This window comes from Allosediminivita pacifica, from assembly GCF_003054175.1.
In the GTDB taxonomy this organism is placed as follows: domain Bacteria; phylum Pseudomonadota; class Alphaproteobacteria; order Rhodobacterales; family Rhodobacteraceae; genus Allosediminivita; species Allosediminivita pacifica.
In genome coordinates this window covers 165,412-186,749 of the sequence record NZ_QBKN01000007.1, presented here as the reverse complement: position 1 = coordinate 186,749, position 21,338 = coordinate 165,412, and the positions used below count along the sequence as shown (strand labels likewise).

The window sequence follows — 21,338 nt, the reverse complement described above, 5'->3', positions numbered from 1 at the left end:
GGCAGAAGTCATCCATCGCCGCGGCCCTTGGCGCAGTTTCGAGGCGGTCGAATACGCGACCTTGGAATGGGTCGACTGGTTCAACAATCGCCGTCAGCTCGAGCCCATCGGGAACATCCCACCCGCCGAGGCGGAGGCCAACTTCTACGCGGCTCTGGAAACTGAAGACATGGCCGCATAACTAATGACAATAAGCCTCCGACAAACTCGGTGCGGTTCAGAGAGCCGCTTGCATCTGTCTATGTGTAGCAAGGCCGAAGAACGCGTCGACGATTTGTCCGCTTGTCTCGCGAAGGCTGAAGACCGTTTCGTGAATGGGTTGCCCCTTCATTTCGGCGATTCCCAGTTGGGTGACGCCATCGGTTCGTCCGGTCGATCCCTGCCAGAGGAACCCGATGCCGAGGCCGTTGGCCACTGCCTCGTAGAGGCCGTCCCGGGCGTCCAGCGTCAGGAAGGGCTTGGGAGAGAGACCCGCCCGTGAGAACATGCGGTCGACTGCGCGCTGGGTGGATGACCCCGAGGCACGGAAGATCAGGGGCTCGTTGCAGAGCATCTCGGCCGTGACTTCGGCTTGCCCTGCCAGCCGGTGCCCGCGCGGAGCGATGGCAACGACGCGCGCCCGGGCCAGATGCGCGCAGCGGAAGCGGGGATCTGCGGGGACGTCAGGCAGCACGCCGATGTCGCATTCGTGGGTCAGCACCGCGCGCGTGATCTTGTGGTGCGAGCCTGTTTCCACCTTGAGCGAGACACCGGGGTAGGCACGGTGGAAGGCGGCGATGAGGGCCATGCCGGGCATGGCGTTGCCGAGCCCCACGATGATCTTGCCCTCGCGCAGAGAGGAGCGACTGAGGAGGAGGCGCTCGGCCTCCTGCCTCGCCTCGGCCATGCGTTCCGCCGAATCGCAGAGCTTGAGGCAGAGATCCGTGGGAAGGAGCTTGCCGGCTTCTCGCCGGAACAGGCTGAGCCCGAATTCCCGTTCCAATCCACGCACTTGCGCGGAAATGTTTGGCTGAGTGACCTCGAGCGCCCGCGCGGCGGCGGCATAGGAGCCGGTCTCGGCCACGGCCCTCACGGCGTCCAGTCTTTGCGGGGAAAGCGCCATCTCTGAAACTCCGGCTTTGACTTGGCCAAGCTCTAGCTTTCGTTCGTGTCGGCCGTGTTACAAAGCCCCTTCATTGGTCTCTCCGACAGCGGGCCAGCGACGGTCCGTTCGCGCCGACGCAGGAGAGACAAGACTTGGCCACCGTAAGCGCAACCACCGTTCCCACGACCCGCCGCCATGACCGGCTTGATCCCCGCGCGGTGGAGAAGGCCGGTATCGTGCTTTGCGATCTCGATGGGTGCCTGATGTCGGAAGGGCGCCTTTTCGCGGAAACGGCAGAGTTCGCCGAGGCCTGCGGCGCACGGCTTCGGGTCGTCTCGAACCGATCCGACACGACGGCCGCGGCACTGTCAGCGGAATTGTCGGACCTCGGGCTCTTGGTGCCTGCGGCCCATATACTGCTGGCAGGGGAGTTCACGCTCGAGCACTTCGCGCGTCAGGGCTTGCGACGGGTGCAGCTTTGCGCGGCGCCGGTCCTCGTAGAGCGGGCCCGCTCGCTTGGGCTCGCGCCCGATGCCGGCGATCCGGAGGTGGTGCTGCTCTGCCGTGATCCGGGCCAGAACGTCGACACGCTCGGCCCGGTGCTGACGCGGATCGCGTGCGGTGCGCAGCTCTGGGTGGCGAACGAGGATGTCTCGCATCCCGATCAGTCCGGAGAGCCCGTGGCCGAAACCGGGGCGCTGCTGGCGGCGCTTCTCGCGATCCACCCGGGCCTGAGCTGGCGCAGCCTCGGCAAGCCCCATGCGGCAATGCTGACCCACGCCCTGTCCGCCGCCGGGGTGGGTGCGGATGAGGCGGTCTTCGTCGGCGACAACGCCCAGACCGACGGTCGCGCCGCCGCGGCTGCCGGAATGCCTTTCATTCATATCCGCCGGAGATCCGAACGATGATCGCCTACCTGCTGCGCCTCGCCGTGAAAGCGGTGGTTACGCTCTTTGCCATCGTGACCGTGACCTTCGTGGCGACCCGCCTTTCGGGCAACCCGATCGACACCTTCCTCGGCGAGGGGCTGACCGCGGAGGGCCGACAGGCTCTGATCGACTACTTCGAGCTCGATCGTTCGCTTTGGCACCAGTACATCGCCTACCTGCGCGGCGTCCTCTCGGGGGAATTCGGGCTGAGTTTCGTGGACCGACGGCCCGTGACCGCGGTGGTGCTGGAACGGCTCTGGCCTTCGGGGCAGTTGCTGCTGGCCTCGGTCGCGCTGACGGTCGTGGTCTCGGTGACGCTGGGGGTGCTGGCCGCCGTCTACCGGCGCAGCTGGATCGGATCGGCGGTCATGGTCGTGGCTTTCGCCGGCTACGCGGTGCCCTCCTTCATCCTCGCCATCGTCATGGTCCTGACCTTCTCGTACTGGCTAAACTGGTTGCCGGTCGTGGGCAACGACACGTGGCGGCACTTCATCATGCCGACGATCGCCATGTCCGGCGTGCTGATCGCCGCGCTGACCCGCTTTACCCGCAACGCCATGCTGGACGTGCTGGGGCAGGACTTCATCCGTACCGCCCGGGCCAAGGGGCTGGGCGAGTTGCGGGTGGTCCTGAAGCATGGGCTCGGCAATGCCTCGATCACCGTGATCTCGGTGATCGGGCTCCAGATCGCCGGGCTCGCCGCGGCCGGGTCGGTGGTGGTGGAGAGCATCTTCTCCTGGCCGGGGGTGGGGCAGATGCTCGTGAATGCCGCGATCCTGCGTGACTACCCCGTGCTTCAGTTCGGCGTGATCGCCGTGGCCGTGGCCGTCGTCGCCATCAACACGCTCACCGACATCGCCTATGCGCTCGCCGATCCCCGGATCCGGCTGGCCCGAGCCTGAGGACAGAGACATGGTTAGCCTTGCCGATCCCATCCTGCGCATGCGCCGCCGCAAGGCGCGCAAGGGGCAGGGGGCCGATATCATCCAGAAGATCGCCATGGTCATGGCGGTGCTGCTGGCCGCGGCGGCGATCTTTGCCCCGCTGCTCACACCCTTCGATCCGCTTGGGCAAAGCCTGCTGGCGCGCCTGCGCCCGCCGCTGGGGTTCGAGCGCTACGCGGCGGGGCACCTTGCCGGCACCGACGAACTCGGCCGCGACGTGCTGTCCCGGTCACTGCACGGATTGCGGCTGACGCTGGCGCTGGCCTTCGCGGGCGCCGTGATCGGCCTTGTCGTGGGGGGCACGCTGGGGCTGGTTGCCGGGCTTCGACGCGGCTGGGTCGAGGACGGGATCATGGCGCTCGTCGACATGCAGATCGCCATTCCCTTCACGCTGGTTGCGCTGCTGGTGCTCGCGCTCATGGGCTCCAGCCTGACAGTGCTGGTCTTCGTCCTCGGCATCGCCGGGTGGGAACAGTACGCCCGCATCGTGCGCGGCGAGGTGCGCCGGATCGCGGCGATGCCCTACCTCGACGCAGCGCGGACCGCCGGCGCCGGGCCGCTCTACACCGCGTGGCGTCACGTGCTGCCCAACCTCGTCTCGCCGCTGGTGGTGCAGTTCACGCTGGCCCTGTCGAACATCGTCATCCTCGAGAGCACGCTTTCCTTTCTCGGCCTCGGGGTGCAGCCGCCTCAGCCCTCGCTCGGCTCCATGGTGGGGCTCGGTCGCGACTACATGCCGACGGCGCCCTGGATCGTGCTGACCCCGGCGCTGCTGATCGTCCTTCTCACCTTCACCGTTCAGATCCTCGGCGACTGGCTGCGCGACCGCGCGGACGTGCGGCTGAGGGAACGCTGACCCGACAAACCAAGAGCCGGACAACCGGCCCGAAGCTTCCTGTCCAAAACGGAGACAACCCAATGTTCCGCCTTATGCTGACCACCGCCATTGCTGCGCTGCCGCTTGCAGTCGCGGCCCAGGACCTCACCGTCGGCGCCGCCAACGTGTCGTCCTACATCGACCCCGGCCGCGACCATTCCAACGTCGGCTCGCAGTTCTACTACAACAGCTTCGACACGCTGATCGACCGCGACCACAGCAAGCTGGAGCCCGAGTGGGTTCCCGGCCTTGCCACCTCGTGGGAGCTGATCGAGCCCACCGTGATGGAGCTGAAGCTCCGCGAGGGCGTGAAGTTCCACAATGGCGACGAGATGACGGCCGACGACGTGGTCTTTTCGCTCAACCGCATGTTCCAAGCGACCTTCCCGCCCTACGTGGTGCGCGCCAAGGACCGTTTCGCCAACTTCACCGGTGCGGAGAAGGTGGACGATTACACCGTCCGCATCCACGCGGAGCGAGAAGAGCCGCTGTGGGAGACGCTGGTCTCCATGCAGCAGGCGATGATCATTCCCGAAACTTACACCAAGGCGCTCACCGGCGATCCGGACGTGGCCGAGGACAGCGACTTCGAGGCCTTCTCGCTCGCACCGGTGGGCACCGGCCCCTACCGCGTCGCTTCCTTTCAGCCCGGAGAAACGCTTGTCTGGGAGCGTTTCGACGACTTCTGGGGCGAACAGCCGCCGCTTGAAAGCGCGAACGTGGTGCAGGTTTCCGAGACCGCAAGCCGCGTTACCGCGCTCAAGACGGGCGAGGCCGATATCATCACCAACGTTGCGCCCGATCAGCTTTCGCTGATCGACAGCGATCCGAACCTCAAGACCGAAGGCTCGGCCACCGCGCTGTTCCACGTCATGATCATGAACCAGAACCACCCCAAGCTCGAGGACCCGCGCATCCGTCAGGCGATGTCGCTGGCCATCAACCGGGACGCGCTGAACGAGGCGCTCTGGCTGGGCAAGGCCGTCGTGCCCTCGACCCACACCATGGCCGAGATGGGCGCACTGCATCAGCCCGAGCTTACCACCTTCGAATACGACCCCGAGCGTGCCCGCGCCCTGCTGGACGAGGCCGGCTACGACGGGTTCGAGATCACCTATGACACCGCCGCGACCTATTACACCAACGGTCTTCTGGCCGCGCAGGCGATCATGGAGATGTGGGCCGACGTGGGCCTGAACGGCCGCGTGAACGTGCAGGACCAGTGGTCGGGCAACGACCCCGAGATGATGGCCCGCAACTGGTCTAACCCGATGTATTTTGCCGACCCCTTCGGATCCTTTGGGGTGATGTGGGCGCCGGAAGGTCCCTCGGAAAGCGAGGGTCGTTTCAACACCGACGCCGAGTATGCCGAGAAGTGGGAGCGCTTCCGCTTTTCGACCGACGTGGAGGCCCGCAAGGCCGCCTATGCCGAGCTGATGGAAGAGATCAAGCAGGACCCGCCGGTGCTGCCGCTCTACCGCCCGTTCGAAAGCTGGGGCATGCAGAAGTCGGTCAACTGGACGCCGATGCCCGGCCACATCCCCTACGTGCTCGACTTCCGCGCGGGCAGCATTGCCCTCGCCGGCAGCTGATCGACCCCGGGACCGGGCCCTGGGGCCCGGTCCTTCCCCACCTTCGTTGCCTTCAACCCGCCGTCCTCCGAGGAGACCGACATGACCCGGATCGCCATCGTCACCGACATTCACCACGGCGCACCGTCCCACACCAAGCGCGGCGACACGGCGCTGGATCTGCTTTCGGCCTTTGCCGAGTGGGCCAACGCGCAGAAGCCGGACCTTGTGCTCGACCTCGGCGACCGGATCTCGGACGTGGACAGTCAGACCGACGCCCGGCTGGAGCGTGAGGTGGCCGAGATTTTCAGCCGTATCGGCGCGCCGGTGCATCATGTTTGCGGCAACCACGACCGCGACCACCTGACGGTCCCCGAAAACGAGGAAATTCTCGGCGGCCCGCTGGCCTCGGAGGTGCTTGACCTCGGTAACTGGCAGCTGGCCCTGTGGCGCGCCGACGCGCGCATCCACCGGAACGTGCCGCGGCCCGGTTTCGATCTGCCGGAGGCGGATCTTCTGTGGTTGTCGCGCATGGCGCAGCAGGCGGCGAAGCCGACGCTGCTGGCCTCTCATGTGCCGATCTCCGGCCATGCCCAGACCGGCAACTACTACTTCCAGCGCACGCCGGGCCTGTCCACCTATCCGCAGGCCGATCGTGCCCGCGCTGCCCTTGCGCAGGCCCGTGTTCCAGTGGCCGCCATCGCCGGTCACGTCCACTGGAACACCGTCACCACCGTCGACGGCATCCCGCACATGACCCAGCAGAGCCTGACCGAGAGCTTCACCACCGCCGGCGCACCGGCGCGTGCCTGGGGGATGCTGGAGCTGGGCGAAACGCTGCATTGGCAGGTGTTCGGCGACGATCCCTTCGAGGCGCGGCTGACCCCGGCAGGGCACCGCTGGACCCCGCCGCTGGCGCCGCTCTTCTCCGAACTCGCGGCGGAGTGATCGCGATGCTCCGCAATCCTCCCGTCCTGTCCGTCAAGAACCTGCACGTCGCCTTCGGCTCCGTCGAGGCGGTGCATGGGTTGAGTTTCGATATCCACCGCGGCGAGACGCTGGCCCTTGTGGGCGAGAGCGGCTCGGGCAAGAGCGCGACGGCGCTTTCCATCCTGCGGCTGATCGAGCGCGAGGGTGGGCGCATCACGGAGGGCAGTATACGGCTTGCCACTTCGCAGGATCCCGACACGACGGTCGATCTCGCCAGCCTGGCGCCCGCCGCGCTGCGAAAGATCCGGGGCGACCGTATCGCCATGGTCTTCCAGGAGCCGATGACCTCGCTCAACCCGGTGATGACGATCGGCGCGCAGCTGGGCGAGACGCTGATGCTGCATCGTGGCCTGCGGGGACGCGCGGCGCGCGAGGCGGCCCGGGCCGCGCTGGCGCGGGTTCGGATTCCGGAACCCGAGCGACGGCTGGACCAGTACCCGCACGAGCTTTCCGGTGGGTTGCGACAGCGGGTCATGATTGCCATGGCCCTTGTCTGTGAGCCTGACGTGCTGATCGCCGACGAACCGACCACTGCGCTCGACGTCACCACGCAGGCCGAGATCCTTGAGTTGATCGAGGGGCTCCAGCGTAAGCTCGGCATGGCGGTGCTTTTCATTACGCATGACCTTGGCGTGGTCTCGGAGATCGCGGATCGGGTCTTGGTGCTGAAGGACGGCGATCTGATCGAGGAGGGGCGGAAGAGCGACCTATTCGCGGCGCCGCAGTCCGATTACGCCCGCGAATTGCTGGCCGCCACGCCACGCCTTGGCGATGGGGCACCGGCGCCGCTGGCCGACCCCGAGCCCGTGCTTCAGCTGCGCGACATCGTCACCAGCTACGGCGGTGGCGGGCCATTCTCGCGCAAGGCCCCGGTAACCGCCGTGCGCGGCGTTTCCCTCACCCTCGGGCGGGGCGAGACGCTGGGCCTTGTAGGGGAAAGCGGCTGCGGCAAGTCTTCGCTGGCGCGTACGGTCATGCGGCTCGTTGACCCGGTCTCGGGCGAGGTCGACCTGTTGGGGTCACAGATCGAAGCCCTCGACCACAAGGCGCTGAAAGCCCACAGGGCCAAGATACAGATGGTGTTCCAGGACCCCTATGCCGCGCTCAACCCGCGCATGATGGTGCGCGACCTTGTGACCGAACCTGCCTACCTGCATGGCATGGTGCCCGATGGCGGCCGCGCGGCCATGGCACGCGATCTGCTGGAGCGCGTGAGTCTGCCTGCCGACGCGGAGAACCGCTACGCACACCAGTTCTCGGGCGGGCAGCGACAAAGGCTCTGTATTGCGCGTGCCCTCTCGGTTTCGCCCCAGATCATCGTGGCGGACGAAGCCGTGTCCGCGCTCGACGTCTCGACCGCGCGGCGGGTCACGGACCTGATGGCGCGCATCCAGCGCGAGGAGGGCGTGTCGTTCCTGTTCATCAGTCACGATATCGCGGTCGTGGAGCGGGTGAGCCACCGCATCGCGGTCATGTACGAAGGCGAAATCGTGGAGCTAGGCGAGGCGGCGCAGGTCCTTCACGCTCCGCGCCACGCATACACACGCCGCCTGCTGGCCGCCGTGCCACGTGTGAACACGAATATGACGTTTGCGGGCGACGCGTCGGAAGCTCATGCGCCGCGCGCACACGTTCCCTCATGATTTGTCCTCGTCATGCCTCGGCCCGGCGATCCCTCAAAGTGTGCCCCTACGCACCAAGTCCTGAGTCGAAGACACTCGGGACTTCCAGCCAAATGTCCCTTCACTCGCACGGTCTGCGCCGAAAGCCGCCCCGAGCTGCGCCAGGTGGGCAGTCACGAGGTCGCGTGCCATTCGTGGAAGAGTTCCTCTGAGCCGTTCTCCGGAGAGCCTGACGATTTCGCCCAGCCCGGCCTTGAAGGGAACGCACCAGGCTGAGGAAGAATGAGCGACGGAACAGCGGTCCTTGTCGGTGCAGGGGGTGCGAGTTCCGAGGGCAACTGCGCGGACTCGGACCACGTCCTTATGGCGCCAGAAGCCTTTGGATGGCAGCTTGATCCGATCTGGGGTGTTGTTTGGGATTTCAGGCACCAGCTGGTTGGAACCGGCCCTCCTAACCTCTTGATTTCGTATGCCGCGGGCACTTGGAGCTTTTGGCCTTAAAGCCATGATTTTAGAAGATTTCCGGCGTCCTGCCGGGGTCACCAGTTTCTTGCTCTCACTCTCCGAGATCGAGGCGCATGGTGGCCATGCCGCCGCGGCGGGAGAGTTCCTCGTAGCCGGCGCCGAGGTAGGCGTTGAGGGCGGGAGCGTTGTCGGTTTCCACCTTGAGGGTGACGGTGAGCGCGTCAAGCTGGCGGGCGGCGCCCTCGACCAGTTCGGCCATGCGCGCGCCGACACCGCCGCGGGCCTCTTCGGTGACGAAGACGTAGGTGAGGTGACGGACCTCGGGACCGACGCCGACGCGAAGCGCGAAGAAGCCGACCTCCTGGCCTGCGCCGTCGAGGATGTAGAAGGATTCGTCGTCCGGTTCGGCCAGCCATTTCTCCTGCCATTCGAGCGGATCGAAGGGGTGCTTGGCGTTGGGGTTGACCAGGGCGAGGTCTTCGCGGTCGGTCAGGATCGCCGCCAGCGGGGCGAGGTCGAAGGGGGCGTTTCGGCGCAGGGTTAGGTCTGACATCGGGGCTCTCCGGTCTCGGATCGGTTGGCGCTTCGGCTGGCATAGGCGGCGGCGCGGTGCAAGCGGGCCCGGGACAGGCGGGGTGTCCCGCGGCGGGACATTTTTGCGGTCTAATGATTTCAATCACTTACGAGATTGCAGTCATTATCTGTTAACGATTGTCCCATCCTGGCCCGATCCGTCGCAGGCTGTCACGGGGTTTCGATCCGGCGTGCCCGGGGAGCGCGAGCCCCGCATCCGCGCACAGTCGCATGTGTTTCCGCGTGGCTGTCGGGTCGCTCTCGCGAGGTGTAGCCTCCTGCCCGTGGACACAGAAGATTCACGCCGGGGGAAACGCGCCCCTGCAGGAAAGGAAAGATCATGAAGATCACCGCCGCCGTCGCACGCGAGATCAACGCGCCCTTGTCCATCGAGGAGGTCGAACTCGACGATCCACGGGACGACGAGATCCTCGTCAAGCTGGTCGCCACCGGCGTCTGCCACACCGACATGGCCGTCATCGAGGGCCTGATGGGCACCGAGTTCCCGGTCGTGCTGGGCCACGAGGGAGCCGGGATCGTCGAGCGCGTGGGCAGTGCCGTGAGCAAGGTGCAGCCCGGAGACCGGGTCGTGATGACCATGGACAGCTGCGGTCAGTGTCCTGCCTGCGCCAATCATGACAACGTCTACTGCCACAACACCTACCCCATGAACTTCATGGCGCAGCGCATGGACGGGACGCGGGGCATCTCGAAGGAGGGCGAGCGGATCGGGTCGATGTTCTTCGGGCAGTCTTCCTACGCGACCCACGCGGTCTGCCACGAGGCGAACATCGTGAAGGTGCCGGACGACGTCGAGCTTGAGAAGCTGGGGCCGCTGGGCTGCGGCATCCAGACCGGCGCCGGCACGGTGATGAACGCGCTGGCGGTGGAGCCGGGGCGCAGCATCGTGATCTTCGGCGCGGGCGGCGTGGGCCTGTCGGGCGTGATGGGCGCCGTGGTGCAGGGCGCCACGACGATCATCGTGGTCGACATGGTGGACAGCCGGCTGGAGCTGGCGAAGGAGCTGGGCGCGACGCACACCTTCAACGCCAAGACCGACGACGTGTCGGACGAGATCATGAAGCTGACGGGCTACGGCGTGAACTATGCCTTCGACACCACGGGCAACGCCAAGGTGATCCGGCAGGCGGTGGAGCTTCTGGCACCCAAGGGCACTTGCGCCATCGTCGGCGCGTCCTCCCCCGAGGCGGAGATCGCGCTGAACGAGACGCATTTCATGTCGGGCGGACGCCGACTGATGGGCGTGGTCGAGGGCGAATCGAACCCCGACGTCTTCATTCCGACGCTGATCGCCCTGTGGCAGCAGGGGCGGTTCCCCTTCGACAAGCTCATCACCTTCTTCCCGTTCGAGCAGATCAACGAGGCTTTCGAGGCGTCCGAGAAGGGTGAGGCAATCAAGCCGATCCTGCGCTTCGCCTGAGCCTGAAACGGTGCGGTGCCCGGTGGAACGCCGGGGCCGCCCACTTGCGCGCGCTCAGCCGTGGAAGGGCGAGAGCGGAGCCACGCCCTCTTGCAGGCGGCCTGTTTCGTCGAAATCGCTGTCGGGGTGAAACGCCCAGCGGGGGTGATCCGGCAGGCCTGCGACCACGTCGCGCTGTGCCGCAAGCAGTTTTGCCAGCCGGGCTTCGAGCGCCGTCTTGCGGTCGCCGCGGTGGTAGCCGTGCACGCCGTGGGCGGTGACCGGGGCGGCGATATCCATCCCGCAGTAGCGCAGGGTATAGGCGAGCGGCCAGAGCAGGAGCTCGATCCGCCCCTCCTTGCCGCCGGGGCCGACCTCGGTTTCCTGCGCGCCGCCGGTGACGCAGAAGAGCGCCACCTTGCCGCGCAGGCGCCCCGCGTCGAAACGGTTGGGGACGTCGTGCAGGTGGCCGTGCAGGAGCACTCGCTCGGTCCAGCCCTTGAGGATCGCGGGCGGGCTGAACCACCAGATCGGAAAGTGAAAAAGGATGTTGTCCGCGGCGCGGACCTTTTCGGCCTCGGCTGCGGCATCGGGCGGGGTGGGGGCCTCGGCCTGGGCCTTGAGCGGGTCGAAGGGCCCGTCGATGCCGTAATGCGCGCCGCGTTCGGCTGGGTCGAAACCCATGGCATAGAGATCGGAGGTCAGGACCTCGTGCCCCAGGGCGCGGGCCGCGTCGATGCTGGCCTGCGCCCAGGCGCGGTTGAAGGAGGTCGGGCCGGGTGCGGCCGTCACGACAAGCGTTGTTGTGGTCATGGTGTCAGGCCCGGCCGCCCTCGGACGACAGCGCCAGCGCGGCGACGCCGATGGATTCCAGCGCGGCCTGCCATTTCTCGTGGTCGGGCAGGTCGAAGACCAGACGCGCGTTGGAATCGCAGGTGAGCCAGCCGTTCTGGGCGAGTTCGCTTTCGAGTTGCCCGGGGCCCCAGCCGGCATAGCCGAGCGCCATCAGGCGGCGTTCGGGACCGCGGCCCTTGCCGATGTCCTCGAGAATGTCGAGCGTCGCGGTCATGTGGATGTCGTCGTTGACCTCGAGCGTGGTGACGACCGAGCTGTAGTCGGGCGAATGCAGGACGAAGCCGCGGCCCATCTCGACCGGTCCGCCGTAGTGCACCTGCTGGCCCGCCATGTCCTCGGCCCCTTCGATGGAGAGCTGTTCGAGCAGGGCGGCAAGGTCGACCTCGGGCGAAGGCTTGTTGACGATCAACCCCATGGCCCCTTCCTCGGAATGGTCGCAGAGAAAGACGAGGGCGTGTTCGAACCTCGGGTCGCCCATGCCCGGCATGGCGATGAGCATCTGGCCGGTCAGGGTGGTCGGCGCGTCGGTCATGCAGAGTTCCTCGCGGCTGTCCCGTCACCATGGCGCCCCGCGTCGCGGGGTGCAAGGGCGGTGCGGAAGCCTGCCTCAACACGCGCTATCTCTGGAACGTGACTTTTCATTTCAGTCGATTCCCGCCATCCGATCAGGCATGTGGCGTATTCTCCTCGTCTTCCTCATGCTCATGCCGCTGCGCGTCCTGGCGCAGGGCGATCTCGTGTCGGCTGACCTGAAGCCGGGCTGGCGGATGTCAAACGGCGAGCACATGGCCGGGCTTCGGCTGACGCTGGCGCCGGGCTGGAAAACCTACTGGCGGGCGCCGGGCGATGCAGGCATTCCGCCGGTCTTCGACTGGGCGGGCAGCACGAACGTGCGGTCTGTGCGGGTACACTGGCCGGCGCCGCATGTGTTCTACCAGTCGGGCATGCGGTCGCTGGGCTACAAGCAGGGCGTGACGCTGCCGTTGCGGGTGACGCCGATCGATCCCTCGCGCGACGTGACCCTGCGGCTCGAGGTCGATCTGGGGGTCTGCAGCGATGTCTGCGTGCCGCGGCAGCTGCGGACGGGCGCGGCCCTGCCGGCTGCGGCGACGCGTGTGGACCCGGTGATCGCGGCGGCGTTGGCCGACCGGCCGCTGAGCGCGGACCAGGCCGGCATCGGCCAGGTGCGCTGCGAGGTGCGTCCGGCGCGGGGCGGGATCGAGCTGCATGCGCGGATCCCCATGGACCGCCCCGGTGCGGGTGTGGAGACGGTGGTCGAGACCGCCGATCCGCAGGTCTGGGCCTCGCAGCCCGAGGCGGTCTGGACCGGCGGGCAGCTTCTGGTGAGCTCGCGGCTGAAGCACGCCGGCGGCGGGGCCTTTGCGCTCGACCGCAAGGGGCTGCGGTTCACGGTGATCTCGCAGGGCCGCGCGGTGGATATCCGGGGCTGCACCGGCTGAGGGTCTTCAAGCGCGTTCAGGCAGTGCGGCGGCGTGACAGGATCAGAATCGCGCCCAGGATGTAGGCGGCAAGGCAGCCCGCCGCGACACCCCCGAGAAAGAGCAAGAAGGCCGCGGTCATGGGGGACATGGCCAGCAGGCCCGCGAGCGGGGCGGGCAGGGCGCCGGTGACGGCGACCCAGCCCAGCGTCACCGAGAGCCAGCCCAGCACCAGCGCGAAGGCGCCGCCCATCAGCGCGCGGACGCCGGCGCGGCGGAAGCGCAGGCCGCGGCGGGCTGCTGTGGTGAGCGAGCCGATGTCATGCTGCACCGCGACGAGCGCCGGCACCACGAGCAGCACCAGGACAAAGCCGAAGCCCAGGCCGTAGACCAGCGTGATCACCGTTGGCTTGAGGAACTGCGCCTGCGAGGAGCTTTCGTAGAGCAGTGGGGCAAGCCCCAGGACGGTGGTGGCCGTTGTGAGGAAGATCGGGCGCAGGCGGTCGGCGGCGCCGTCGACTATGGCGGCGATGATGCCGCGGTCCTCTGCGTATTCGTCGATCTGCGCGACCAGCACGATCGAGTCGTTGATGATGATCCCGGTCATCCCAAGCAGCCCCACCACGGTGAACAGGCTGAGCGGCACGTCCCACAGGTGATGCCCGTAGATCGCGCCGACGAGACCGAAGGGAATCACCGCCATGACGACCATGGGGCGCGTCCAGCTTGCAAAGACCCAGGCGAGCACGAGGTAGATGCCGGCGAGCACCATGATCAGCCCGTTGCGGGCGTCGGTGAGGAAGTCGTCCTCCTCCTCGGAGAGGCCCGACAGCTGGAACGCCACCTGACGTTCGGCGGCGATGGCGGGAAGGATGTCCTCGGTCAGGGCCAACTCGATGTCGGCGGCGCGGGCCGCGTCCTCCATGTCGATATCGCCGGTGACCGAGATCAGGCGCGTGCCGTTTTCGCGGCGCACGGTGGAGAAGCCGGTGCGTTGGGTGACGCTGACGATGTCGGCGAGTTGCACATAGTTGCCGTCCGCGGTGGGAAGCTGCATCCGCTCCATGAAATCGGCGGTCAGCTCGCCCTCGGGCAGTTCGACCCGGATGGCGGCGCTGCGCGGCCCGTCGGGATAGGTCGCGGCCTCGATCCCGCCGAGGCGGTTGCGCAGGACGCTGCCGAGGCTGTCGATGTCGAAGCCGAGCGCGGCGCCGAGCGGTGTCAGTTCGAGGATCAGCTCTTCCTTGTCGTAGGAGAGGTTGTCCTCGACGGCTGAAACCTCGGGGAACTGGGTGACGGCGGCCTTGAGATCCTCGGCCGCGGCCTTGAGCGTCTCGGCGTCGGCGCCCGAGAACTGGACGTCAAGCGCATCGCCGCCCGGCCCACCCCGCCAGCCACGGAAACTGATGGTCTCGACCAGCGGGTGCTGCTCGGCGCGTTCCTGCAGTTCGGCGACGAATTCGAAGCTGGAATAGGGGCGTAGGTCGGCCTCGATCAGCTCGATCGAGATGGCGCCGAGCTGGTCGGCGTCCTTGCTGTCCGCCCCGGCGAGCGGTCGGCCGGCGTTGCCGCCGATTTCGGTCAGGACGTAGAGCAGCGGGTTGCGCCCGTAGCGGTCCTCGTATTCTGCGCCCAGCTGCTGGGTGGTCTGCTGCAGCATGCGCATCTGTTCGAGCGTATCCTCGCGCACGGCGCCGGGGGCCATGGCGAAGTTGCCGGTGACCGAGGCCTGCTCGGGCGAGTTGAAGAAGCGCCACTGCACGTCGCCGCGGATGAAGAGGGCTGCCTGCGAGGCCAGCGCCACGACACCCAGGGCAAGCACCACGTAGCGGGCCCGGATGACGCCCGCCATGAAGGGGCGGAAGAGGACTTCGCGCACCCATACGAAGCCGCGGTTCACCACGCGCGAGGGCATGTCGTACCAGTGCTGGCGGTCGCTGGAGCCGATGGCATGGGCCATGTGGTTGGGCAGGATCAGGAAGCACTCCACCAGCGACGCCAGCAGCACGGCAATCACGGTGAAGGGAATGTCGGCGATCATGTTGCCGAAGGTGCCGCCGATGACGGTCAGCCCGAAGAATGCGATGACCGTGGTCAGCGTGGCCGAGAAGACCGGCATCGCCATGCGCCGCGCGGCGGTTTCGGCTGCGTCGAAGGGGGCAAGGCCCCGCTTGGCGAGGTGGTCGGCGTGTTCGCCCACGACGATGGCGTCGTCCACCACGATGCCCAGCGTGATGATCAGCGCGAAGAGCGAGATCATGTTGATGGTGAGGCCCCCCACGTACATGAAGGCCAGCGCGGCCAGCATCGAGGTGGGAATGCCCGCCGCCACCCAGAAGGCGGTGCGCGCGTTCAGGAAGAGGAAGAGCAGCACCACCACCAGCGCAAGCCCGGTCAGCCCGTTGTCGAGCAGCAGGTCGAGCCGCCCGGTGATCGCCTCGGCGCGGGTGCGGATCAGGTCGATGCGGACTTCCTCGGGGAGGGAAGAGGCATATTCGGCGGCGGTTTCCTCGACCTGGCGCTGGATGGCGATGGCGTCGCCCTTGTCCGAGCGGTCCACGCGGATCGAGATGGCGGGGTTTTCGCCCACGAAGTAGCTGCGTTCGCGGTCGATGCCCTCGACGCGGATGTCGGCCACGTCGCCCACGGTCAGGTTGGTGCCGTCGGGGTTGGAGCGCAGGGCGATCTCGGCGATCTGGTCGGCGCTGCGCTTCTCGATGCCCGCGCGGACCCGCGAGCCGCCGTTGCCCACGTCACCCGCGGGCGAGGCGTCGACTTCGCCCGCGATGGCGGCGGCGATCTCGCGCATGGTGATGTCGTAGGCGATGAGGTTTACCGAGGGCACCTCGATGATGGTCTGCGGTGCGGCAAATCCGCGGATCGTCGTGCGGGTGACGCCGTCCTCGAAGAGGCGGTTGATGAGGCCGTCGGCAAAGCGGGCGAGCTGGTCCACGCCCACCGGGCCGGTGATGACGAGATCGGTCACGCGGTCGCGCCAGTAGCTGCGACTGACCTCGGGGTCCTCGGCATCCTCGGGGAGGTTGTTGATGCCGTCCACGGCGCTGCGGACGTCGTCCTCGGCGCGGTTGATGTCCCAGCCGGGTTCGAACTCGATCTCGATCGAGGCGCGGCCCTCGCTGGAGCGGGCCTCGGTGCTCTGGACGCCTTCGACCGCGCGCAGGGCGGGTTCGAGCAGCTGCACGATGGCGGAATCCACGTCCTCGGCCCCGGCGCCATCCCAGCGGACGTCCACGTCGAGTTCGTCGATGATCGTGTCGGGGAAGAACTGCGCCCGCATCTGCGGCGCGGCAAAGAGCCCGGCGCCCAGCAGCAGGACCAGAAGAAGGTTCGAGAGCGTGCGGTGCCGCGTGAAGTAGCCGAGGATGCCGCCGGCCCCGCCGGGGATCGCGCGCGCCATGGACTTAGCCCCCCATCCGGGATTCGATGCTCTGGACCACTTGCGCGGGAACGCGGCTCTGGCCGAGCTGGGCGAGAATGCGGGTGCGGGCCTCTTCGGGCATGGCGTCATTGCCCTCGACGAAGGCCACGAGCCGGGCGCGGCGTTCCTCGGTCAGCTCGAGCAGTGTCGCGTCGCTGGTGACATCCTGCCGGTCGCGGCCCGAGCGCGTGCTTGTCGGGCGGACCTTGATGCCGGCGCCGAGCAGCGGTGTGCGCTGGGCAACGACTTGCTGGCCGTCGAGCCCCTCGGCGCGTACGAGGATGTCGTCGCCCTGACGGCGGATGAGCTCCACGGGCAGCGGGAGCAGGCGCTGGTCCTCGTTCACGACGAGCACTTCGTTCGCGGCGTTGATGGCGGTGGCAGGCAGGCGCGCGACGTTTTCGATGGGCGCCTCCTGGATGGTGACGGTGACGAAGTCGCCGGGCTTGAAGCCGCGGGCGTTGTCGAGGTCGGCAAACAGACGGCGGCCGGTCTGACCCTCGCCAACGGCAGCGCCCTCGCGGTCGAGCACCCCGGTGGCGGCGAGGTCGAGGCCGAAGGTGTCGAGCGTTGCGGTCACGGGCGCGCTGCGCAGGTCGCCCTCGTCATCGAGAAGGCGGGTGTACTGGGCGGTGGAGACGCGGAAAGCCACCTCGAGCGCGTCGAGGTCGACAAGCTGGGCAAGCTGTTCGTTCGCCGAGACAAGGCCGCCGGTGACCACGGTCACGTCGCTGAGGGTGCCCGAGAAGGCGGCGCGGATCTCGGTATCGGCAAGCCGGCGCTCGGCCTCGGAGAGCGCCACCTCGGCGCGTTTGAGGTCGGTCACGGCCTGGTCGATGCGTGCCTCGGCCTCGGCCACCGCCTGGCGGCGTGTGAGGACGGCCTGCCCGGCGGAAGAGACGGCGAGTTCGGCGGATTCGACGTTGGCGGTGGCGCCGACGCCGCGGTCGACAAGGTCGCGCTGGCGCTGCAGGGCCTGTTCCTGCAGGCGGACCTGTTCGCGGGCGGCGCTGAGTTCGTCCTGCGCGATGACAAGGGCGCGGTCGGCCTCGCGCTGCTCGGCCTGTGCGTCGAGCAGGTCGCTTTGGGCGCGGTCGAGCTCGGCCTGCGCCTCGGCTGGGTCGATACGGGCGAGAAGCTGACCCTCGGAGACGCGGCCGCCCTCGACGAATTCGGGGGCGAGTTCCATGACGGTGCCGGGGGTGGCTGCGCGCAGTTCCAGCGTGCGGCGGCTCTGGACCTCGCCGAAGGCGGTGAGCACCGGTACCTCGGTTCCGGGAAGGGCGGTCACGACGTTGACGGCAAAGACCTGTTCGCTGGCGCGGCGCTGCGGGGGCTCCTCGCTCAGGCGGGCCTGCACGGCGTCGCGCACCATGGCGCCCGCCCAGACCAGCAGGCCCAGCGTCAATGACAACAAAAACAGCCCTGTCAGGCTTTTCCTCAGAAACCGCATCCGGCCCTCATTGCAAGACGCGCCTGCCCTTGTCCCCGCGGGACAGGACGCGCGCATCATCCTGGCTCAGGTCATGATACGGGGGCGCCCGTCACTTCCGTCGCCGATTTTCATCCAGACGTGGAAAAATTTCGACGAAGTTGCACGGACGGTGCCTGTAGTCGAATTGTCGCGCCAGAATGTCGTCCCAGGCGTCGCGGCAGGCCCCGGGGCTGCCGGGAAGGGCAAACAGGTAGGTTCCGCCTGCCACGCCGCCCGTTGCGCGGGACTGTACCGCGCTCGTGCCGATCTTCTGAAATGATACCATCGTGAAGACGGTGGCGAAGGCGTCGATTTCCTTCTCGTAGACGTCTCGATGGGCTTCCACGGTCACATCGCGCCCCGTGAGGCCCGTGCCGCCGGTGGAAATCACCACGTCGATGCCCGGCTCGGCCACCCATTCGCGCAGCTTGGCGGCGATCATGTCCCGGTCGTCGGGCAGGATCGCACGGGCGGCGAGGCTGTGGCCCGCACCTTCGAGGCGTTCCACCAGCGTGTCGCCCGAGCGGTCGTCCTCGGGCGTGCGGGTGTCCGACACCGTCAGCACGGCGATGCGGACGGGGATGAACTCGCGGCTTTCGTCGATCTTCATGGCCTCTCCTCTAGTTGCGGCCCGACAGGACCAGCCGCACGGCCAGCCCGCCGAAGAGCGTGGCCGAGATGCCGCGCAGCACGCGCTCGGCCCTCGCGCCCGGGCGCAGCAGGCTGCGGGCCCGCGCGGCGAACTGTCCGACAAGGCCGTTGATGACGAAGCCACCCATTGCCAGCAGGCTGCCAAGTATCAGGAACTGCGGGGCGAGCGGGGCGGTAGGGTTGGTGAACTGCGGCAGCAGCGCCAGCACGAAGAGGATCACCTTGGGATTGGTAAGGTTCACCACCAACCCCTGAAAAGCGGCCTGTTGTGGCGGCAGGATGCACGCCTCGCTTCCGGTCAGCGGCGTGCGCAGGCTCTTCCAGGCCAGCCACAGCAGATAGGCCGCCCCCGCCCAGCGGATCACGTCGAAGGCCGCCGGATGCGCCGCGACCAGCGCCCCGAGCCCCAGCGCTGCCAGCGCCACGTGGGCCATGACGCCCACCGCGACCCCAGCCGAGGCAGCCCAGCCGGCGCGCGCCGATCCGCGCAGCCCCTGAGCAAGGCAGAACATCATATCCGCCCCGGGCGTGAGATTCAGCGCCAGCCCGGCGGGCAGGAAGGCCAGCACGATCAGCGGATCCATCATCGGGCAAGGCTCCGAAGCTTGGCCTGCACCTCGAGCAGGTCGGCCCAGGCGGCGCGTTTGAGGTGCGGCTGGCGCAGCAGGTAGGCGGGGTGGAACATCGGGAGCGCGGGGCGCTCGGCGGCCTCGGTCCACTGGCCGCGCAGGCGCGTGATGCCGCGCTTGCCCAGCAGCGCCTCGCAAGAAATGTTGCCCATGATGATCAGCAGATCCGGATCGGCCAGCTCGATGTGCCGCATCAGGAAGGGCGTCAGCATCCCGATCTCGTCCGGCTTGGGGTCGCGGTTGCGCGGCGGCCGCCAAGGCAGGACGTTGGTGATGTAGACGGCCTTGTCGCCTTCGGCCTCGCGCCCCATGCCGATGGCATCGAACATCCGGTCGAGCAGCCGCCCGGCGCGGCCGACGAAGGGCTTGCCCTGCAGGTCCTCGTCGCGACCCGGCGCCTCGCCCACGATCATGACGCGGGCCTCGGGATTGCCGTCGGCAAAGACGAGATTGCGGGCGCCGCGCTTGAGGTCGCAGTGCTCGAAGGCCGCCATGGCCTCGGCCAGCGCCGTCAGGTCGGGCGCCGCCTGCGCCGCCTTGCGCGCCTCGGCCACCGGATCGACCTTCTCGATCACCGGCGGAGCGGGACGGCCCTGTGCGCCCTGCGCGGGCGCTTCGGCCACCGCCTGCTGGGCGGCGCGCGCGGCTTCGGCCTCGGCGAAACGGTCGACGGGCGCGTCGCACATCGCCTCGTCCACGCCGAGTTCAACCTGCCATTCCAGCAGCGCCTTCGCGCTGTGCCAGTCGAGTTCCGATTCCATGAGCCGCACCCTAGCGCCCCGCGCGGCCGGGCACATCCGGGTTCTTGCCTGCCATGTCCATTCCCGCCCCTTGCCCCCGCACCGCCCCCTCCGTAAACACGGAGGCGTCCACCGATCCGAGGTCCAGATGCGTTTCGATCACCGCCACCTACTGGGCATCGCGCCCCTGCGCCCGGACGAGATCGTCACAATCCTCGACCTCGCCGACCAGTACGCCCGCTTCAACCGAGGCCGCGACAAGCACGCCAACGCGCTGGCGGGGCTCACCCAGATCAACATGTTCTTCGAGAATTCCACTCGCACGCAGGCCAGTTTCGAACTGGCGGGCAAGCGGCTGGGCGCGGACGTGATGAACATGTCGCTTCAGGCGAGTTCGATCAAGAAGGGCGAAACGCTGATCGACACGGCCATGACGCTCAACGCCATGCACCCCGACCTGCTGGTGGTGCGCCACCCGCATTCGGGCGCGGTCGAACTGCTGAGCCAGAAGGTGAACTGCGCGGTTCTGAACGCGGGCGACGGGCGGCAGGAGCATCCCACGCAGGCATTGCTGGATGCGCTGACGATCCGGCGGGCGAAGGGGCGGCTGCACCGGCTTAACATCGCGATCTGCGGCGACATAGCCCACAGCCGCGTGGCGCGTTCCAACATCCTGCTGCTGCACAAGATGGAAAACCGCATCCGCCTTGTCGGTCCGCCGACGCTGATGCCCTCCGGTATTCAGGACTTCGGGGTCGAGGTCTACGACACCATGGAAGAGGGCCTTCGGGACGTGGACGTTGTGATGATGCTGCGGCTGCAGAAGGAACGCATGGACGGCGGCTTCATCCCGTCAGAGCGCGAGTATTTCCACCGCTACGGCCTCGATGCCGAAAAGCTGTCCTACGCCAAGCCCGACGCCATCGTGATGCACCCGGGGCCGATGAACCGCGGGGTCGAGATCGACGGCACGCTGGCGGACGACATTAACCGGAGCGTCATCCAGGACCAGGTCGAGATGGGCGTGGCGGTGCGGATGGCGGCGATGGATCTTCTGGCGCGCAACCTGCGCGCCCGTCCGACGGAGGTGATGGCATGATCACGCTCGAGATCAACGGATCGGAGACGGACACCGTCCGGCTGTTCCATCTGGATCTGCCGCCCGAGGCGGTGGATCGCTTCTGCAACCAGGCGGGCACCGGCGAATGGCCGCTGCAATACGCGCTCGGCGCCAGCAAGCTGCGCCCGGCCTTTGTCGAGGTGGTGGCGATCCGCGATCTCGGCTCCATGCCGCTTTCGCAGTACCTGGCCGAGGCGCATGGCGCGACGGGCCCGGAGTTTCGCGCCGCCCAGGGGGACATCGACGCGCTTGAAGGGCATGTGGTGATCCTGCCGGCGCAGGCCTTCGATCACACGAGCCAGACGCTGACCGTCGCGGCGCCGCTCTACCACGTGGGCACCTACGGCGAGACCAAGGCCCATGGCGCGGGGCCGAAACTGCGCTCTGACAGCGCGAAGGGCAGCCTGCGTGGCGGGGCGGCGGCGCCCGGGCCCGGCAGTTCGCGGATGCTGCGCCTGCTGGTCGCAGCCGTCGCGGCCGCCATCCTGATCGTCATCGCCTACGCGCTGCTCTGAA

Annotated in this window: 19 protein-coding genes and 1 pseudogene; 11 read left to right on the top strand and 9 right to left on the bottom strand. The window is 67.7% G+C overall.

The window, feature by feature from the left end; genetic code table 11:
* Positions 1–181 (top strand): annotated as a pseudogene (locus C8N44_RS07630) (IS3 family transposase); the annotation flags it as partial.
* A 36-nt stretch (positions 182–217) separates the two neighbouring features.
* Here the strand turns inward: C8N44_RS07630 and C8N44_RS07625 are convergent.
* Positions 218–1,102 (bottom strand): LysR family transcriptional regulator, encoded by an 885-nt coding sequence (locus C8N44_RS07625; protein ID WP_107975588.1) that lies wholly within the window; start codon positions 1,100–1,102, stop codon positions 218–220.
* A gap of 134 nt (positions 1,103–1,236) precedes the next feature.
* Between C8N44_RS07625 and C8N44_RS07620 the strand changes: the two genes are divergently transcribed.
* The 6 genes from C8N44_RS07620 (at position 1,237) to C8N44_RS07595 (ending at position 8,038) form a co-directional block, all read left to right on the top strand.
* A complete protein-coding gene (locus tag C8N44_RS07620; protein ID WP_146178821.1) occupies positions 1,237–1,992 on the top strand; it encodes an HAD hydrolase-like protein in 756 nt (251 codons plus the stop codon).
* Positions 1,989–2,915, top strand: a complete 927-nt coding sequence (locus tag C8N44_RS07615) for an ABC transporter permease (RefSeq protein ID WP_107975587.1) — start codon at positions 1,989–1,991, stop codon at positions 2,913–2,915. The genes C8N44_RS07620 and C8N44_RS07615 overlap by 4 nt, the downstream gene beginning before the upstream one ends.
* Before the next feature lie 10 nt (positions 2,916–2,925).
* Positions 2,926–3,813 (top strand): ABC transporter permease, encoded by an 888-nt coding sequence (locus C8N44_RS07610; protein ID WP_170121069.1) that lies wholly within the window; start codon positions 2,926–2,928, stop codon positions 3,811–3,813.
* A 62-nt stretch (positions 3,814–3,875) separates the two neighbouring features.
* Positions 3,876–5,426 carry an ABC transporter substrate-binding protein gene (locus C8N44_RS07605; RefSeq protein WP_107975586.1) on the top strand — a complete coding sequence of 517 codons (1,551 nt, stop codon included), beginning with the start codon at positions 3,876–3,878 and terminating at the stop codon, positions 5,424–5,426.
* An 81-nt stretch (positions 5,427–5,507) separates the two neighbouring features.
* Positions 5,508–6,353, top strand: a complete 846-nt coding sequence (locus C8N44_RS07600) for a metallophosphoesterase family protein (protein ID WP_107975585.1) — start codon at positions 5,508–5,510, stop codon at positions 6,351–6,353.
* Positions 6,354–6,358: 5 nt separating this feature from the next.
* The gene (locus C8N44_RS07595) at positions 6,359–8,038 is read left to right on the top strand and encodes an ABC transporter ATP-binding protein (protein WP_107975584.1); all 1,680 of its coding nucleotides are present in this window, start codon (positions 6,359–6,361) and stop codon (positions 8,036–8,038) included.
* A 535-nt stretch (positions 8,039–8,573) separates the two neighbouring features.
* Here the strand turns inward: C8N44_RS07595 and C8N44_RS07590 are convergent.
* Complete coding sequence (locus C8N44_RS07590) at positions 8,574–9,035, bottom strand: GNAT family N-acetyltransferase (protein WP_107975583.1); 462 nt, start codon at positions 9,033–9,035, stop codon at positions 8,574–8,576.
* A gap of 360 nt (positions 9,036–9,395) precedes the next feature.
* Here C8N44_RS07590 and C8N44_RS07585 point away from each other — a divergent pair, with 360 nt between their 5' ends.
* Positions 9,396–10,496, top strand: coding sequence for an NAD(P)-dependent alcohol dehydrogenase (locus tag C8N44_RS07585; protein ID WP_107975582.1), 1,101 nt, complete (start codon positions 9,396–9,398; stop codon positions 10,494–10,496).
* A 54-nt stretch (positions 10,497–10,550) separates the two neighbouring features.
* Here C8N44_RS07585 and C8N44_RS07580 read toward each other — a convergent pair whose 3' ends face one another.
* Positions 10,551–11,288 carry an NAD(P)H-dependent oxidoreductase gene (locus C8N44_RS07580; protein WP_107975581.1) on the bottom strand — a complete coding sequence of 246 codons (738 nt, stop codon included), beginning with the start codon at positions 11,286–11,288 and terminating at the stop codon, positions 10,551–10,553.
* 4 nt (positions 11,289–11,292) lie between these two features.
* Positions 11,293–11,862, bottom strand: coding sequence for a YqgE/AlgH family protein (locus C8N44_RS07575; RefSeq protein ID WP_107975580.1), 570 nt, complete (start codon positions 11,860–11,862; stop codon positions 11,293–11,295).
* Between the two features lie 139 nt (positions 11,863–12,001).
* On the opposite strand from C8N44_RS07575, the gene C8N44_RS07570 reads away from it, so the two are divergent.
* Positions 12,002–12,790: a protein-disulfide reductase DsbD domain-containing protein gene (locus C8N44_RS07570; protein ID WP_244641011.1), complete on the top strand. Its 789-nt coding sequence runs from the start codon at positions 12,002–12,004 to the stop codon at positions 12,788–12,790.
* A 16-nt stretch (positions 12,791–12,806) separates the two neighbouring features.
* Here the strand turns inward: C8N44_RS07570 and C8N44_RS07565 are convergent, their stop codons facing one another.
* The 5 genes from C8N44_RS07565 to C8N44_RS07545 form a co-directional block, all read right to left on the bottom strand.
* On the bottom strand, positions 12,807–16,187 hold the full coding sequence (locus tag C8N44_RS07565; RefSeq protein WP_107975579.1) for an efflux RND transporter permease subunit: 3,381 nt from the start codon (positions 16,185–16,187) through the stop codon (positions 12,807–12,809).
* A gap of 4 nt (positions 16,188–16,191) precedes the next feature.
* Positions 16,192–17,661 carry an efflux RND transporter periplasmic adaptor subunit gene (locus C8N44_RS07560; protein ID WP_107975578.1) on the bottom strand — a complete coding sequence of 490 codons (1,470 nt, stop codon included), beginning with the start codon at positions 17,659–17,661 and terminating at the stop codon, positions 16,192–16,194.
* 91 nt (positions 17,662–17,752) lie between these two features.
* A complete protein-coding gene (moaB, locus tag C8N44_RS07555) occupies positions 17,753–18,292 on the bottom strand; it encodes a molybdenum cofactor biosynthesis protein B (RefSeq protein ID WP_107975577.1) in 540 nt (179 codons plus the stop codon).
* A 10-nt stretch (positions 18,293–18,302) separates the two neighbouring features.
* Positions 18,303–18,920 (bottom strand): LysE family translocator, encoded by a 618-nt coding sequence (locus tag C8N44_RS07550; RefSeq protein ID WP_107975576.1) that lies wholly within the window; start codon positions 18,918–18,920, stop codon positions 18,303–18,305.
* Positions 18,917–19,723, bottom strand: a complete 807-nt coding sequence (locus tag C8N44_RS07545; protein ID WP_107975575.1) for a uracil-DNA glycosylase — start codon at positions 19,721–19,723, stop codon at positions 18,917–18,919. Before C8N44_RS07545 ends, C8N44_RS07550 begins: the two co-directional genes overlap by 4 nt.
* Before the next feature lie 127 nt (positions 19,724–19,850).
* Between C8N44_RS07545 and C8N44_RS07540 the strand changes: the two genes are divergently transcribed.
* Both C8N44_RS07540 and C8N44_RS07535 read left to right on the top strand, forming a co-directional pair.
* Positions 19,851–20,801 carry an aspartate carbamoyltransferase catalytic subunit gene (locus C8N44_RS07540; protein ID WP_107975574.1) on the top strand — a complete coding sequence of 317 codons (951 nt, stop codon included), beginning with the start codon at positions 19,851–19,853 and terminating at the stop codon, positions 20,799–20,801.
* Positions 20,798–21,337, top strand: coding sequence for an aspartate carbamoyltransferase catalytic subunit (locus C8N44_RS07535; protein WP_107975573.1), 540 nt, complete (start codon positions 20,798–20,800; stop codon positions 21,335–21,337). The genes C8N44_RS07540 and C8N44_RS07535 overlap by 4 nt, the downstream gene beginning before the upstream one ends.
* Position 21,338 lies beyond the last annotated feature (1 nt).